This window comes from Streptomyces lydicus (assembly GCF_001729485.1).
In the GTDB taxonomy this organism is placed as follows: domain Bacteria; phylum Actinomycetota; class Actinomycetes; order Streptomycetales; family Streptomycetaceae; genus Streptomyces; species Streptomyces lydicus_D.
On sequence record NZ_CP017157.1, the window covers coordinates 1,893,527 to 1,907,677 of the forward strand.

13 protein-coding genes are annotated in these 14,151 nt (G+C 73.9%); 7 read left to right on the plus strand and 6 right to left on the minus strand.

The features are described 5' to 3' along the window. Positions 1-4: 4 nt before the first annotated feature. The 3 genes from SL103_RS08175 to glnII all read right to left on the minus strand — a co-directional run bounded on the left by SL103_RS08175 (position 5) and on the right by glnII (position 2,827). Positions 5-628 carry a winged helix-turn-helix domain-containing protein gene (locus SL103_RS08175; protein WP_069568070.1) on the minus strand — a complete coding sequence of 208 codons (624 nt, stop codon included), beginning with the start codon at positions 626-628 and terminating at the stop codon, positions 5-7. Positions 629-1,032: 404 nt separating this feature from the next. Further along, positions 1,033-1,695 carry a rhomboid-like protein gene (locus SL103_RS08180; RefSeq protein ID WP_244303870.1) on the minus strand — a complete coding sequence of 221 codons (663 nt, stop codon included), beginning with the start codon at positions 1,693-1,695 and terminating at the stop codon, positions 1,033-1,035. 109 nt (positions 1,696-1,804) lie between these two features. Beyond that, on the minus strand, positions 1,805-2,827 hold the full coding sequence (gene glnII, locus SL103_RS08185; RefSeq protein ID WP_069568071.1) for a glutamine synthetase: 1,023 nt from the start codon (positions 2,825-2,827) through the stop codon (positions 1,805-1,807). A gap of 312 nt (positions 2,828-3,139) precedes the next feature. Here glnII and SL103_RS08190 point away from each other — a divergent pair, with 312 nt between their 5' ends. The 3 genes from SL103_RS08190 to SL103_RS08200 all read left to right on the plus strand — a co-directional run bounded on the left by SL103_RS08190 (position 3,140) and on the right by SL103_RS08200 (position 6,191). Further along, positions 3,140-4,048 (plus strand): Gfo/Idh/MocA family protein, encoded by a 909-nt coding sequence (locus SL103_RS08190; protein WP_069568072.1) that lies wholly within the window; start codon positions 3,140-3,142, stop codon positions 4,046-4,048. Positions 4,049-4,154: 106 nt separating this feature from the next. Then, a complete protein-coding gene (locus tag SL103_RS08195; protein WP_069568073.1) occupies positions 4,155-5,747 on the plus strand; it encodes an AMP-binding protein in 1,593 nt (530 codons plus the stop codon). A 171-nt stretch (positions 5,748-5,918) separates the two neighbouring features. Further along, positions 5,919-6,191, plus strand: coding sequence for a hypothetical protein (locus SL103_RS08200; protein ID WP_069568074.1), 273 nt, complete (start codon positions 5,919-5,921; stop codon positions 6,189-6,191). Positions 6,192-6,261: 70 nt separating this feature from the next. Here SL103_RS08200 and SL103_RS08205 read toward each other — a convergent pair whose 3' ends face one another. Together SL103_RS08205 and SL103_RS08210 are read right to left on the minus strand one after the other, a co-directional pair. Then, complete coding sequence (locus SL103_RS08205) at positions 6,262-6,852, minus strand: PadR family transcriptional regulator (protein ID WP_069568075.1); 591 nt, start codon at positions 6,850-6,852, stop codon at positions 6,262-6,264. Between the two features lie 47 nt (positions 6,853-6,899). After that, positions 6,900-8,915 carry an NADPH-dependent 2,4-dienoyl-CoA reductase gene (locus SL103_RS08210; protein ID WP_069573533.1) on the minus strand — a complete coding sequence of 672 codons (2,016 nt, stop codon included), beginning with the start codon at positions 8,913-8,915 and terminating at the stop codon, positions 6,900-6,902. A 296-nt stretch (positions 8,916-9,211) separates the two neighbouring features. On the opposite strand from SL103_RS08210, the gene SL103_RS08215 reads away from it, so the two are divergent. The 3 genes from SL103_RS08215 to SL103_RS08225 all read left to right on the plus strand — a co-directional run bounded on the left by SL103_RS08215 (position 9,212) and on the right by SL103_RS08225 (position 12,679). Then, positions 9,212-10,081 carry a HalD/BesD family halogenase gene (locus SL103_RS08215; RefSeq protein ID WP_069568076.1) on the plus strand — a complete coding sequence of 290 codons (870 nt, stop codon included), beginning with the start codon at positions 9,212-9,214 and terminating at the stop codon, positions 10,079-10,081. Positions 10,082-10,256: 175 nt separating this feature from the next. Further along, positions 10,257-12,119: a choline/carnitine O-acyltransferase gene (locus tag SL103_RS08220; RefSeq protein ID WP_079145635.1), complete on the plus strand. Its 1,863-nt coding sequence runs from the start codon at positions 10,257-10,259 to the stop codon at positions 12,117-12,119. 38 nt (positions 12,120-12,157) lie between these two features. Beyond that, complete coding sequence (locus SL103_RS08225; RefSeq protein ID WP_069568077.1) at positions 12,158-12,679, plus strand: MarR family winged helix-turn-helix transcriptional regulator; 522 nt, start codon at positions 12,158-12,160, stop codon at positions 12,677-12,679. Between the two features lie 22 nt (positions 12,680-12,701). On the opposite strand, the gene SL103_RS08230 is transcribed toward SL103_RS08225, so the two are convergent. Beyond that, positions 12,702-13,589, minus strand: a complete 888-nt coding sequence (locus SL103_RS08230; protein ID WP_069568078.1) for a LysR family transcriptional regulator — start codon at positions 13,587-13,589, stop codon at positions 12,702-12,704. Between the two features lie 160 nt (positions 13,590-13,749). On the opposite strand from SL103_RS08230, the gene SL103_RS08235 reads away from it, so the two are divergent. Continuing rightward, complete coding sequence (locus tag SL103_RS08235) at positions 13,750-14,151, plus strand: carboxymuconolactone decarboxylase family protein (protein WP_069568079.1); 402 nt, start codon at positions 13,750-13,752, stop codon at positions 14,149-14,151.

Below are 14,151 nucleotides of genomic sequence, written 5' to 3' on the forward strand. Positions count from 1 at the left end.
GGTCTCAGGCGCTCGGCACGTACTTGTAGCCGACCCGGCGCACCGTCACGATCGACGCGCGGTGCTCCACGCCCAACTTGCGGCGCAGCCGGGCGACATGGACGTCGACGGTGCGGCCGTCGCCGACGTGCCCGTAGCCCCACACCGTGGTCACGAGCTGGTCGCGGGTGTGCACCCGGTGCGGATGCGCGACCAGGTGCGCCAGCAGCTCGAACTCCAGGTACGTCAGGTCGAGCGGCCGGTCCAGGACCCGTGCGGTGCGCTGCTCGGGGTCGATCCGGACGATCGCGTCGCCGGTCGGTGCGGGCACCGACGGCTCGGCGGCCGGCCGCGGGACCGCGGCCTGCTCGGCGGGCACCAGGACGAAGTAGCCGACCATCGGCGGCCGGCCGGGCAGCGCGGGCAGGCTGTGCTGGGGCGCCGGGATCCAGGTCGCGCCGGATTCCAGCAGGTCGGCGATCGGTGGGGCCCCGTGGTGTGCGGCGCCGCCGCCCGGCTCGGCGCCGGGGGCGAGCGGGGCCTCGTCGGGCGCCACGGCACGCAGCCGGTGCCGGTGCGGGGGTGGGGTGGTGAGGGGGGAAACGGGAGCCGTCGCGGAACCGGCAGCGAGGGTACGGACGTTCGTCATGGGGAGTCAGCTCTTTCGCGCAGAGGGGCGTCGGGGGACGTCGTGCGCGCGGGCAGGGCTGGGGACGCCGGTCAGCGGCGTCGGAGGGGGAGGTGCGGGCCCGCGCTCAGTGCGCGCGGCAACACAGACGGTCGAACGCGTGCGCCTGCCGGGACGGCCAGAAAGGCTCCAGGTCGCTGCGACCTGTCGCGGTGTCGGTGAGGCTGGCCATGGCCCTATTGAACCAGACAGTCGGTGTTCTGTCCCTCGTGCGGGTGGCGGTGTGACGTGATTCGGCCCTCCACGGCCCGGGCGGGCGGCGGGACAAGGGGTGATCGGCCTCCGACTCGGCGTGCGCACACCGGAGTTGGGGTGCGGGGCCGGGCGTCCAAGGGGTGGACGGTGGCCGGAACCGTGCGGTGCGATCAGCCTGTTCCCCGCGTCGCCTCGCCGGCCGCCCGCCCGCTGACCGCTGCCCCGTGCGGCGCGCGCGTCCCGCGTATCCCGCGGCCCGTGGCCATCCCGAGCGCGAGCGCCGCCAGATGGCCGGCGTCGGTGAAGGTCCGCCCGCGGCGCAGCACCGGATACGTCCCCAGGGCCAGCAGCCCGGCCGTCGCGGCGGCCCGCGCGCCGCGGTGCGGGAGCGTCACGGCGAGGGCGCCGAGCGTGGCGTGGAAGCCGTAGCTGGCCCCGACGTCGACGGCCCGGGCGGTGGCGTCCGGCGGGGCCGTGCGCACCCGGCCGCGCAGGCCCGCGTACACCAGCAGGCTGGCTCCGGTGTGGCCGAACGCGAACACCCCGGCCGCACGGGGCGCGCCCCAACGCGCCTCGGCCGTGCCGAGCGCGGCGAGCAGCGCGGCGCCGTACGGCAGCGTCAGCGGGCGCTCGACGAAGGCCGCGCTGGTGAGCAGGGTCGCCCACCGGCCGGCGCGCAGATTGGCGACGTTGGTGGAGTGCGCGCGCAGCAGTTCCGTGCGACGCCCGGCCGGCAGCCGCCCGGTGGCGTACGCGCCGAGCTGCACCGCGCCGACGTACAGCGGCGCGGCCCAGGGCAGCGGGGGAGTCCTCGGGTGGCGGTGCGGGGGCATGCCGCCCAGTGTGCCGGTCGCCGCGGCCGGCCGCCGCCGGCCCGGCCCGCGCAGGGCACGCGAACGGGGCCGGACCCTCCGGTCCGGCCCCGTTCAGGTGTTACCCGCCTCAGATCTGCTCGCGCCGCGCCAGCTCCGTGCAGCAGGTGTCCACGATCAGCCGGGTGACCACGTACGGGTCGACGTTGGCGTTCGGCCGGCGGTCCTCGATGTAGCCCTTCTTCTCGACCTCGACCTGCCAGGGGATGCGCACCGAGGCGCCGCGGTCGGAGGCGCCGTAGCTGTACTCGTCCCAGGGCGCGGTCTCGTGCGCACCGGTCAGCCGGTCCTCGATGCCGGTGCCGTACTGGCGGACGTGCTCCAGCGGCTTGCCGTCCTGGCCCAGCGCCTCGCAGGCGGTGATGATCGCGTCGTAGCCCTCACGCATGGCGCGGGTGGAGAAGTTGGTGTGCGCGCCCGCGCCGTTCCAGTCGCCCTTGGCCGGCTTGGCGTCCAGCGACGCGGTGACGCCGTACTCCTCGGCGACCCGGTGCAGCAGCCAGCGCGCCACCCACATGTGGTCGGAGACCTCCAGCGGCGCCAGCGCGCCCACCTGGAACTCCCACTGGCCGGGCATGACCTCGGCGTTGATGCCGGACAGGCCGAGGCCGGCCGCCAGGCACAGGTCGAGGTGCTTCTCGACGATCTCCCGGCCGAAGATCGCGTCGGCGCCCACGCCGCAGTAGTAGTCGCCCTGCGGGGCCGGGAAGCCGCCGCCCTCGGGGAAGCCGAGCGGACGCTCGCCCTTGAGGAAGGTGTACTCCTGCTCGATGCCGAAGATCGGCTCCTGGCCGGCGAACTTCTCCGCCACCGGGCGCAGCAGCGCACGGGTGTTGGAGGAGTGCGGGGTCAGGTCGGTGTTGAGCACCTCGCACAGCACCAGCAGGTGGTCGCCGCCGCGGATCGGGTCGGGGCAGCTGAAGACCGGTTCGAGGACGAGGTCCGAGGAGTGGCCTTCGGCCTGGTTGGTGCTGGACCCGTCGAAGCCCCAGCGCGGCAGCTTGCTCGCGTCCGTCAGGATCTTCGTCTTGGAGCGGAGCTGGGCGGTCGGCTGCGTGCCGTCGATCCAGATGTACTCGGCCTTGATGCTCACGGGGGTCCTCTTATACGGGTAGGTGCGGGTACGCGTGCGGGCGTACGTTCGCACTCTGGCAAGGGGCCATTTCCCGTCCGTTGCTCTTTTGTGAACCGCAGGTTACTCAGCCGGACATCCCGCCATTTCGAAGGCGAAGAGCCCTGTTTACCCAGGATTGCTCCCTCGTGCGCGGGGTGTTCTGCACCGGTTTGTCGCTTGCCGTGTGGCGGACGACTCACCCGCGCGGCTTCCGCGGCCGTATGGATTACCCGGCCGGCCCGCGGCGGGCGGCTGCCCCGTGCGCGGCGCGCCCCGCGAGACACTGACCGCATGACGACCATGCGCATCGGACTCCTCGGTACCGGCCCCTGGGCGCGCAGCGTCCACGCCCCCGCGCTCGCCGCCCACCCCGGCGTCGACCTCGCCGGCGTCTGGGGGCGCAGGGCGGAGGCCGCGGCCGCGCTCGCCCAGGCCCACGACAGCCGCCCGTACGCCGACCCCGGGGAACTGTTCGCCGACTGCGACGCCGTCGCGCTCGCCCTCCCGCCGTCCGTCCAGGGCCCGTTGGCGGTCCGCGCCGCCGAGGCCGGCTGCCACCTCCTCCTGGACAAGCCGGTCGCCACCTCCGTGCCCGAGGCCCGCGCGGTCGCCGACGCCGCGGACCGCGCCGGCGTCGCCTCGGTGGTCTTCTTCACCGCCCGCTTCGGCAAGGAGGAGGGCGAGTGGATCGCCGCGCAGGCCGCCGCCGGCGGCTGGTTCACCGCGCACGCCGACTGGCTCGCCCCGGTCTTCGTCGAGGGCACCAGCAGCCCCTACGCCCACTCGCCCTGGCGCCGGGAGAAGGGCGGCCTGTGGGACATCGGCCCGCACGTGCTGTCCGTCCTCCTCGCGGTGCTCGGCGACGCGGAGACGGTGACCGCCGCCCGCGGGCCGGCCGACACGGTGCTGCTGACGATGCGGCACAGCAGCGGCGCGGCCAGCTCGGCCACGGTCGGCCTGACCGCGCCGCCCGCCGCGGCCGGCGTCGAGGTCACCCTGCGCGGCACCGCCGGCGTCACCGCCCTGCCCCGCCGGCAGCAGGGCGCCGACGCGGCCTACCACCGCGCGGTCGACGCCCTGCTCGCCGCGGCCGGCACCGGCCTGCCGAACGCCTGCGACGTCCACTTCGGCCTGCGGGTCACCGAGATCCTCGCCGCCGCGGAGGCGTCCCTGGACTCCCTCATGCCTCTCGGGTCATGAGCGAATGACGGAATTGGTCATGGAGGCCGTGAGCGGGGCGACGTAGCGTCGAGGGTGTCAACGGGCCGCCGGCCGGCCCGCCACCGCACCGAGGGAGCCCCGCGCCATGACGTCCGCCACCGGATTCACCAGCTACGTCGACTCCGTCCTCGCCGCCCTCGCCCGCGACCCGGCCCGTACGGTGCTGACCGGCCCGGACGCGCCCCCCGGCACCGGCGCCGCGGCGGGCCCCGGCACCCGCCCCGAGGTCACCGCCGGCGCCTTACACGCCACCGTCCACCGCATGGCGGCGGTGCTCGCCGCGCACGGCATCGGCCGCGGCCGCACCGTCTCCCTCCTCAGCGGCAACCGCCACGAGGTGCTCGCCGCCCGCTACGCCGCCAACCTCGTCGGCGCCCGCATCGTGCTCCTCTACGACGGCATGGCCGCCGAACCCCTGGCCCGGATCACCGAGAGCGCCGACACCGCGCTGCTCCTCGTCGACCCCGCTCTGCACACCACCGCACGGGACCTGCTCCGGCTCATCCGCGGCCCGGAGCCCGAGGTCATGACCCTCGGCCCGTCGCCCGCGCCCGCCCTCGGCCTCGACCTGCTGGCGGAGTCGGCGGCGCTGCCGGCCACCCCCGTCGTGCCGAGCGCCGCCCGCCCCGAGGACGACTGGTGCATCCGGCACACCGGCGGAACGACCGGCATTCCCAAGGGAGTCCGGATGGGCCACGCCGCGTACGCCGCGATGCTCGCCCAGCAGCCGGTCGCCGGCGAGGAGCCGCCCCGCCTCCTCGCCTGCACCTCGCTCGCCCACCTGGCGGGGGTGCTGACCGACCTGACGCTCGTGTCGGGCGGCTCCGTCGTCCTGCACCGCGCCTTCGACCCCGCCGCGGTGCTCGCCGCCGTCGCCCGCGACCGCATCAGCCACCTCTGGCTGCTGCCCCCGCTCCTCTACCGCCTCCTGGACGACCCCACCCTGCCCGGCACCGACCTCACCTCGCTGGTCAGCATCACCTACGGCGGTTGCGTGGCCTCCCCGTCGCGGCTGACCGAGGCCGCCAAGGTCTTCGGCCCGGTGCTGTACGGCGTCTACGGCATGTCCGAGGCGATGTCGCTCACCGTGGCCCTCCCGGAGGACCACGTCCCGACCGGCCCCGGCGGCCGGATCACCGTCGGCCGCCCGCTGCCCGGCGTCGAACTCGCCATCCGTGACGCGGACGGGCGGGACCTGCCGACGGGGGAGCAGGGCGAGGTCTGCGTGCGCTCCGCCGGCGTGATGACCGGCTACTGGAAGCAGCCCGAGCTGACCGCGCGGGTGCTGACCGGCGACGGCTGGCTGCGCACCGGCGACGCCGGATGCCTGGACGAGGAGGGCCGGCTCTACCTCGTCGACCGGGTCAAGGACCTGATCATCGTCGTCGGCGGCCACGTCCACCCGGCGGAGGTCGAGGACCTGCTGCACACCCACCCCGCGGTCGCCCACTGCGCGGTCTTCGGCGTCCGCCGGGCCGACGACAGCGAGGAGGTGCACGCCGCGGTGGTGCCCGCCCCGGGGCACCCGGCCGACCCCGACGCGCTGCGCGCCTTCGTCACCGAGCACAAGGGCACCCTCTACGCCCCGGCCGCCGTGCACGTCGTCGACGAGATCCCGCTGACCCCCGCCGGCAAGCCCGACAAGACCCGGCTGCGGGCGGGCGCCGCGCGGGCCTGAACCGCTCCGCCCGCGGGGGCCGGGACGGGGGTCGGCAGGGGCTCGCGCGGGGGCGGTCGAAGGGCCGGCCAGGGGGGTTCAAATCCCCCCTGGCCAGGGGCTTTTGTCAGTGGTGGCCGGTAGAATGGGAACCAGTCAGTGAGGGTTTTCCCACGCTCCAGGAGGTCGCCGATGGCCGCTGCCACACTCATGACGAAGCCTCTCCCGGCCCACCCGCTGCCCAAGAAGCCGCTGCCCGCGGGATGGCCGCGCGAGCGGTACGAATCCCACAACCGCCGCCTGAAGGCCATGCGGCTCGCCATAGCCCTGATGGACACCGGCGTCTACCGCCCCGAGCAGGCCCACAACCGCAAGATCCGGCACACCGCCGCCCAAATAGGCGTCCACGCCCCCTCCGACACGACCTGCCGACTCGTGCGCACACTCCTCTACGACAACTGCTGACGGCCCGACGGCCGGCGCCGGGCGACCGGCGCCGGCCCCGCACGGCGGACGCGGGCGGGCGGCCCGGGGGTCACTCCCCGGGCCGCCCGCCCGCGTCCGCGTCCGCGGTGCCCGCCGGGTCCTCCCCGGCCGCCATCTCCTCGACCTCGGCCAGCGCCTCCTCCAGCCACGCCACCCAGAACGTCTCCAGCCCGATGCCGGCCCGCAGCACCAGCCGCCGCAGCCGGTCCGCCGGCTCGGCCGCGGCCCCGAAGTCGCGGCCCTCGATCTCCTCGTACTCCGCCAACTGCCGCCGGTGCAGGCCGAGATGACGGCGCAGCTCCTCGTCGAGACCGGTCCGCCCCACCACCGCGGCCGCCCGCAGCCGCAGCAGCAGCGCGTCCCGGATGGGCTTGGACTCCTGCTCGCCCGACGCCCAGCCGGTCAGCTCCGCGCGGCCCGCGGGCAGCACCTCGAACTCCTTCTTCTGCCCACGGGCCGGCTGCTCGGACGGCAGCGCCCGGATGAACCCGGCCCGCTCCAGCTTCCCCAGCTCCCGGTAGATCTGCTGATGCGTCGCCGACCAGAAGTAGCCGATCGACCGGTCGAAGCGACGGGTCAGCTCCAGCCCCGACGACGGCTTTTCCAGCAGGGCGGTGAGGATCGCGTGCGGGAGTGACATGGAGGAATCCTAGGCACCGCGACCGCGGGCCACCCGGCGTCCGCGGCTCACAGGGCCGCCGCGAGCTCCGTGCCCTGCTTGATCGCGCGCTTGGCGTCCAGCTCGGCGGCGACGTCCGCCCCGCCGATCAGGTGCACGGCGCGCCCCGCGGCCCGCAGCTCCTCGTAGAGGTCGCGGCGCGGCTCCTGGCCGGTGCACAGCACCACGGTGTCGACCGGCAGCACGCTGGTCGTACCGTCCACCGTCAGGTGCAGCCCCGCGTCGTCGATCCGCTCGTACGTCGCCCCGGCGACCATGGTCACCCCGCGGTGCCGGAGCTCGGTGCGGTGGATCCAGCCCGTCGTCTTGCCGAGCCCGGCGCCGACCTTGGACGTCTTGCGCTGGAGCAGGTGCACCTGGCGCGGCGGCTTCGGCCGCTCGGGCGCGCGCAGCCCGCCGCGCTCGCCGTAGGCGGTGTCCACGCCCCAGGCGCGGAAGTACGCCTCGGGGTCCTGGCTCGCCGCGTCGCCGGCGTCGGTGAGGAACTCCGCGATGTCGAAGCCGATCCCGCCCGCCCCGATGACCGCCACCCGCTCGCCGACCGCCGCGCCGTCGCGCAGCACGTCGAGGTAGCTGACGACGCTCGGGTGGTCGATCCCCTCGATCTCCGGGACCCGCGGGGTGACGCCCGTGGCGACCACGATCTCGTCGTACCCGTCGAGGTCGCCGGCCGCGACCTGCGTGTTCAGCCGGACCGTCACGCCGCGCAGCGCGAGCTGGGTGCGGAAGTAGCGCAGCGTCTCGTCGAACTCCTCCTTGCCCGGCACCCGCCGGGCGAGGTTGAGCTGCCCGCCGATCTCCGCCGCGGCGTCGAACAGCGTGACGTCATGGCCGCGTTCGGCCGCCGAGACGGCACAGGCGAGCCCGGCCGGGCCGGCGCCGACCACCGCGAGCCGCTTGCGCAGCCGGGTCGGCGAGAGCACCAGCTCGGTCTCGTGGCAGGCCCGCGGATTGACCAGGCACGAGGTGAGCTTCCCGCTGAAGGTGTGGTCGAGGCATGCCTGGTTGCACCCGATGCAGGTGTTGATCTCCGCGGCCCGCCCCTCCTCCGCCTTCACCACGAACTCCGGGTCGGCGAGGAACGGCCTGGCCAGCGACACCATGTCCGCCCGCCCGTCGGCCAGCAGCTCCTCGGCCACCTCGGGGGTGTTGATGCGGTTGCTGGTCACCAGCGGGACGGTCACCGCCCCCATCAGCCGCTTGGTCACCCAGGTGTACGCCCCGCGCGGCACCGACGTCACGATGGTCGGGATGCGGGCCTCGTGCCAGCCGATCCCGGTGTTGATGATCGTCGCCCCGGCCGCCTCGATCTCCTTGGCGAGCGCGACGACCTCCTCCAGCGTCGAGCCGCCCGGTACGAGGTCCAGCATCGACAGCCGGTAGATCAGGATGAAGTCCTCGCCCACCCGTTCACGGGTCCGCCGGACGATCTCCAGCGGGAAGCGCATCCGGTTCTCGTACGAGCCGCCCCACCGGTCCGTGCGGTGGTTGGTCGCCCCGGCGATGAACTCGTTGATCAAGTACCCCTCGGAGCCCATGATCTCGACGCCGTCGTACCCGGCGGACCGGGCCAGCTCGGCCGCCCGCACATAGTCCTCGACGGTCTGCTCGACCTCGTCGTCGGTGAGCGCGTGCGGGGTGAACGGGCTGATCGGTGCCTGCAGCGCGCTCGGCGCGACCAGGTCGGCGTGGTACGCGTACCGCCCGAAGTGCAGGATCTGCATCGCGATCCGGCCGCCCTCGGCGTGCACCGCGTCGGTCACCGTCCGGTGCTGCGCCGCCTCCGCCTCGGTGGTGAGCTTCGCCCCGCCCTCGTACGGCCGTCCCGCGTCGTTCGGCGCGATGCCGCCGGTCACCATCAGGCCGACGCCGCCGCGCGCACGGGCGGCGTAGAAGGCGGCCATCCGCGCGAACCCGTTCTCCGCCTCCTCCAGGCCGATGTGCATCGACCCCATCAGCACCCGGTTGGGGAGCGTGGTGAAACCGAGGTCGAGCGGGCTCATCAGGTGCGGGTACGGGGTCACGGGGCTCATCGGGCCTCCTTGCGCGGTGGACGTACGCACCGTTGTAGACCAGCCCCGGGTCCTTATGCAACAAGTTGCAAAAACTGTGAGCGAGCCGACGCGCGGGCTCCCGCCCCGCACGGAGACGGCGCGGCGGCGCGCCGGCTCGCCGGGAGGAGTGGTGGTCTGGCCCTGAACCACCGCGGGCCGCCATCGTGTGTCGGGTCACAGACAACGCCCCGGCCCCTGTGACAGCTTCAAGTGCGCTTCTTCACGGGGGAGTTGACGTAGGTGTTCAGGCACGTGGAGAGGAACGTATGAGCACGCTGGAAGCCATGACGCTGGATCAGGTGGTCGACACCGCCCGCTACCCCCTGTCGGAGCCGGAGAGCGCCGCCGCGCAGGCGGTGGTCGACCGGGCCCGGCACGAGCTGGACACCGTCGGCTGCACCGTTCTGCCGGACTTCATCCATCCCGCGCAGCGAGAGGTCCTGCGCCGCGAGTGCGCCGCCCTCGCCCCCCGGGCGCACGCCGACGTCGAGACCGTCAACGTCTACAACATCGCGGTCGACCGCTCCCTGCCGGCCGGCCACCCGGGGCGCAGGTCCTTCGAACGCGGCAACGCCTTCGTCGCCCGGGACCGCATCCCCGACGGCTCCCTCATCAGCCGGCTGTACACGCACGCCGCCTTCCAGCGCTTCCTCGCCCACTGCTTCCGGCTGCCCCGGCTGCACGAACTGGCCGACCCGCTCTCCGGGCTCGTCCTCAACGTCGTCGGGCCCGGCAAGGAACACCCCTGGCACTTCGACACCAACGAGTTCACGGTGAGCATGCTCACCCAGGAGGCGGACTCCGGCGGCGTCTTCGAGTACTGCCCGAACATCCGCTCCGCGCACGACGAGCACTTCCCCGACGTCCGGGACGTCCTGGAGGGCCGGGGCGAGCGGCTGACCCGGCGCCTCACCCTCCGCCCGGGCGACCTCCAGCTGTTCAAGGGCCGCTATTCGCTGCACCGGGTGAGCCCCGTCGAGGGCGACACCGCGCGGCACTCGGCGATCTTCGCCTACAGCGAGCGCCCCGGCGTCATCGGGAGCGTGTCCCGTACCCGCCAGCTCTTCGGCCGGGTACGCCCCGAGCACCTGGCGGCCGAGGGCCGAGCGATACGCGGCGACCGGCTCCTGGACTGAACCCGACGACCAGCCCCTGGACCGACTGACGCGGCGGCGCACCGCCCCCACCCGTACGCCGGGCCCCTCCCGGCCCAAAAGGTGTTCAAACGGCGGCGGTTCGCCGTCGCGCAGGCGCAGGCTCTGGTAGTCCCAAGGCACCCGCACGCACCGACGACCCGAATCGAGACCGGACGTGAACCACAGTCAGGGCGCACCGGCCACCCCGACGACCCCCACCGCCCCGGCGCCTCCCGCGCCCACCCCGACCTTCGCGCTGGAGGACAGCCTCCCGCGGGTCCCGCTGCCCTCCCTGGAGGAGAGCTGCGCGCGGTTCCTCGCCTGGTGCGGGCCGCTGCTGACCGCCGGCGAACTGGCCGGCACGGAGGCGGAGGTGGCCGCCTTCCTCCGGCCCGACGGCCCCGGCCAGGTGCTCCAGAGGGCCCTGGAGGAGTACGACGCCACCAAGGGCGTGCACAGCTGGCTGGACACCTTCTGGCCCTACCGCTACCTCGGCCGCCGGGACCGCATCGCCCTCAACGCCAACTTCTTCTTCCTCTTCCAGGACACCGGCCGGCCCCAGCTGGAACGGGCGGCCGGCCTCATCGCCGCCGCCCTGAACCACAAGCACCAACTGGACCGCGAACTCATCCCTCCCGTGGTCCAGCGCGGCCGCCCCCAGACCATGGAACAGAACAAGTTCCTCTTCTCCACCACCCGGATCCCCGGCGCGCAACAGGACACCGTCCGCGCCCCGTACAGCGAGGACTGGCCGGGCCCGTCCGACGCCCGGCACATCGTGGTCTTCTTCCGCGGCGGCATGGTCAAGCTGGACGTGCTGGGCCCGGAGGGCGTACCGCACAGCCTGGACGAGCTGGAGGCCGGGCTGCGCGCCGTCGTCGAGGCCGGCACGACCGCGCCGCCGCCCGGCGCGGACGCCCCGGTCGGCCACCTCACCACCATGGCCCGCGCCGAATGGGCGGCCACCCGGGACGCCCTGCTCGCCCACCACCCGGCCAACGCCGCCGCCCTCGACGACGTCGAGACCGCCCTGTTCTGCGTCTGCCTGGAGGACTTCGCCCCCGCCGACACCCAGCAGACCTGCGACGAACTGCTCTACGGCGACCGCGGCAACCGCTGGTTCGACAAGGCCGTCTCCTTCGTCGTCTTCGCCGACGGCCGGGCCGGCATCAACGTCGAACACTGCGAGCTGGACGGCACCACCGTCCTCGGCCTCGTCGACGCCCTGCTCGCCACCCCCGCCGAGGAACACTCCCGCCGCTCCGGCGCCCGCCCCCAGGGCCCGCCCGCCCTGAGCCCGCTCACCTTCCACCTCGACGACGCGCTGCGCGACCGGGTGCACTCCGCAGCCGAGGCGTTCGCGCAGTACGGTGCCGACACCGCCACCCGCACCGTCTCCTTCGACGACTTCGGGGCCGACACCGCCAAGTCCCTCGGTGTCTCGCCGGACGCCTTCGTCCAGCTCGCCTACCAACTGGCCCACCAGCGCGCGAAGGGGCGTCTGGGCGCCACCTACGAGTCGATCGCCACCCGGCAGTGGCGACGCGGCCGCACCGAGGCGATGCGCGTCGTCACCCCGGAGATCGTGGAGTTCGTGGCCGCCATGGAGGACCCGGCGACCGACCCGGAAACCCGCCGCGCCGCCCTCCGTACCGCCGCCGCGGCGCACGTCACCCGCGCCCAGCAGTGCCAGGCCGGCGACGCCCCCGAACAGCACCTCTGGGAGCTCGAACTCATCCAGCGCCGCCGCGGCACCGAACTCGGCGTCACCGAGCAGCCCGCCCTCTACCGCAGCCCCGGCTGGCTGGTCATGCGCGACGACTACCTCAGCACCAGCTCCGCCCCCTCCCGCCACATCCAGTACTTCGGCTTCGGCTCCACCAGCAGCCGCTGCATCGGCGTCGCGTACGTCCTCCTGCCCGACCGCTTCCACCTCTACCTGAGCACCCCCGCCCCGGTGGCCGACCAGATGCACACCTTCGCCGACCAGCTCCGTGCCGCGGTCCGCGAACTGCGGGACCTGCTGACCACCGCGTGAGCCCACCCGGCGGCCTCCCTTCCGCGATAGAAAGGAGCATGACCGAGCGCAAGGGAAGGTCGCCGGACGCCGGCGACGTCGACGCGGTGACCCGCGCGGTACTGACCGCCTCCCGGGTGCTGGTCGGGGTGTCCGCCCGCTCGTTGACCGCGGTCGAGGACAAGATCACGCTGCCCCAGTTCCGGCTGCTGGTGGTCCTCTCCGTGCACGGCGCGGCCAATCTGTCCACGGTCGCCGAACTCCTCGGGGTCAACCCCTCCACCGCGATGCGCATGATCGACCGGCTGACCGGCGTCGGCTTCGCGGCCCGGCAGGCCAGCCCGGACAACCGACGCGAGACGCTGATCCGGCTGACCGACGCCGGCCGGCGCGTCGTCGACGAGGTCACCGCCCGCCGCCGCGCCGAGATCGCCGGCGTCGTCAGCCGCATGGAACCCGCCCACCGCGTGGCCCTCATCGAGGCCCTCACCGCCTTCACCGAAGCGGCCGGCGAGCCCGCCGTCCCCCCGGCCGGCCACCACTCCTACCCCCTGGGCTGGCCGGACCACCCACCCCGCTGAGAGCCCCCGCCACCGGGGCCCGTCAGCCGTTCCCCACCACCTCGGTGAGCACCGCCCGCATCCGCTCGACGAGCGGGTCGGTCTCCTCGGCACGCCACACCAGGTGCAGCGTGGTCGAGGTGTCGGCCAGCGGCCGGGGCGTCACGCCGACGCGGCGCAGCGCGCGGTGCGAGTCGGCCAGCACCGCGGCACCGAACTTGGCCGCGACCAGCGCCAGGAGCGTCTGCACACTGCGGCCCTCGGCGCTGACCTTCGGCACGACACCGGCCCGGTGACAGAGCGCGATGATCTCGTCGTAGGACCGCGGGGAGACCTCCCGGGGCCAGATGACCAGGGGGATCTGCCCCAGGGCCGTCAGCGGCGCGGGTTCGGGGGAGTGGGCCAGCGGATGCCCGGCGGGCAGGAACAGCGTCAGCGGCTCCTGCCACCAGACCCGGGTCGCCAGCCGGGCGTCGCGCATCGGGAGGCGCTGCACCGCCAGGTCGAAGCGGCCCTCCAGTACGCCGCTCGACATCTCGGCATCGTTGAAACTCTCCACCAGCTGGAGGTCCACCCGGGGGAGCTCCCGCCGCACCCGGCTCAGCGCGGCCCCGAGCGGCCCGTTGATCCCCGAACCGGCGAAGGTCACCGTCAGCCGCCCGGTCATGCCCTGCGCGGCCAGCCGGACGTCCTTCAGCGCGGCCTCCGCCTCCGCCAGCACCCCGACCGCCCGTCGGACCAGCACCCGGCCGGCCGCCGTCGGCGCCAGTCCCCGACCCTCCCTGACGAACAGCTTCGCCCCCAACTGCCTTTCCATCTCCCGCAGTTGACGGCTCAACGTGGGCTGCGTCAGATGCAGTCGCCGCGCCGCGCCGCTGATGCTGCCCTCCTCCGCGATCGCGACCGCATAGCCGAGTAGCCGTAGCTCCATCCATACCTCCCAGGCATGGCAACCATACCCACCAATGCCTACGAGGCAGCCCCGGCCGCCGCGTCCACCAGGCTGAGGACAACGCACCGGCCACCCGGAGCGCAGTTCCGGAGCGCAGTTCCGGAGGGCACGCTCCCACCACCCGAGGAGAACGGAACCCATGAACCGCGAAGACCGCTACGCATACGGCATGAAGGTCCTGGAGCAGGTCGACGGCGAAGCGGGGCAGCGCATCGTCGACTCCCTCGCCGACACCTCACCGGAGCTGGGCCACCAGGTGGTCGCCTGGGCCTTCGGCGACATGTACGCCCGCCCCGAACTCCCCCCGCGCGACCGCCAGTTGGTCACCCTCGGCGTGCTGACGGCCCTCGGCGGCTGCGAGATCGAACTCGACGTGCACATCAACGCCGCCCTCAACGTCGGCCTGACCCCCACCGAGATCACCGAGGCCCTGCTGCACTCAGCCGTCTACTGCGGCATGCCCCGCGCCATCAACGCCACCCTCACAGCCAAAAAGGTCTTCACCGACCGCGCCCTCCTCCCCCTCACCAACATCAGCTGA

What these genes read in the sequence shown, in the direction of transcription:
- SL103_RS08200 (WP_069568074.1), top strand. Translation starts at nt 5,919, where the DNA reads ATGGCCGCTGCCACACTCATGACGAAGCCTCTCCCGGCCCACCCGCTG.
- SL103_RS08195 (WP_069568073.1), top strand. Translation starts at nt 4,155, where the DNA reads ATGACGTCCGCCACCGGATTCACCAGCTACGTCGACTCCGTCCTCGCC.
- SL103_RS08180 (WP_244303870.1), bottom strand. Translation starts at nt 1,695, where the DNA reads ATGCCCCCGCACCGCCACCCGAGGACTCCCCCGCTGCCCTGGGCCGCG.
- SL103_RS08225 (WP_069568077.1), top strand. Translation starts at nt 12,158, where the DNA reads ATGACCGAGCGCAAGGGAAGGTCGCCGGACGCCGGCGACGTCGACGCG.
- SL103_RS08235 (WP_069568079.1), top strand. Translation starts at nt 13,750, where the DNA reads ATGAACCGCGAAGACCGCTACGCATACGGCATGAAGGTCCTGGAGCAG.
- SL103_RS08190 (WP_069568072.1), top strand. Translation starts at nt 3,140, where the DNA reads ATGACGACCATGCGCATCGGACTCCTCGGTACCGGCCCCTGGGCGCGC.
- SL103_RS08205 (WP_069568075.1), bottom strand. Translation starts at nt 6,852, where the DNA reads ATGTCACTCCCGCACGCGATCCTCACCGCCCTGCTGGAAAAGCCGTCG.
- SL103_RS08230 (WP_069568078.1), bottom strand. Translation starts at nt 13,589, where the DNA reads ATGGAGCTACGGCTACTCGGCTATGCGGTCGCGATCGCGGAGGAGGGC.
- SL103_RS08175 (WP_069568070.1), bottom strand. Translation starts at nt 628, where the DNA reads ATGACGAACGTCCGTACCCTCGCTGCCGGTTCCGCGACGGCTCCCGTT.
- SL103_RS08215 (WP_069568076.1), top strand. Translation starts at nt 9,212, where the DNA reads ATGAGCACGCTGGAAGCCATGACGCTGGATCAGGTGGTCGACACCGCC.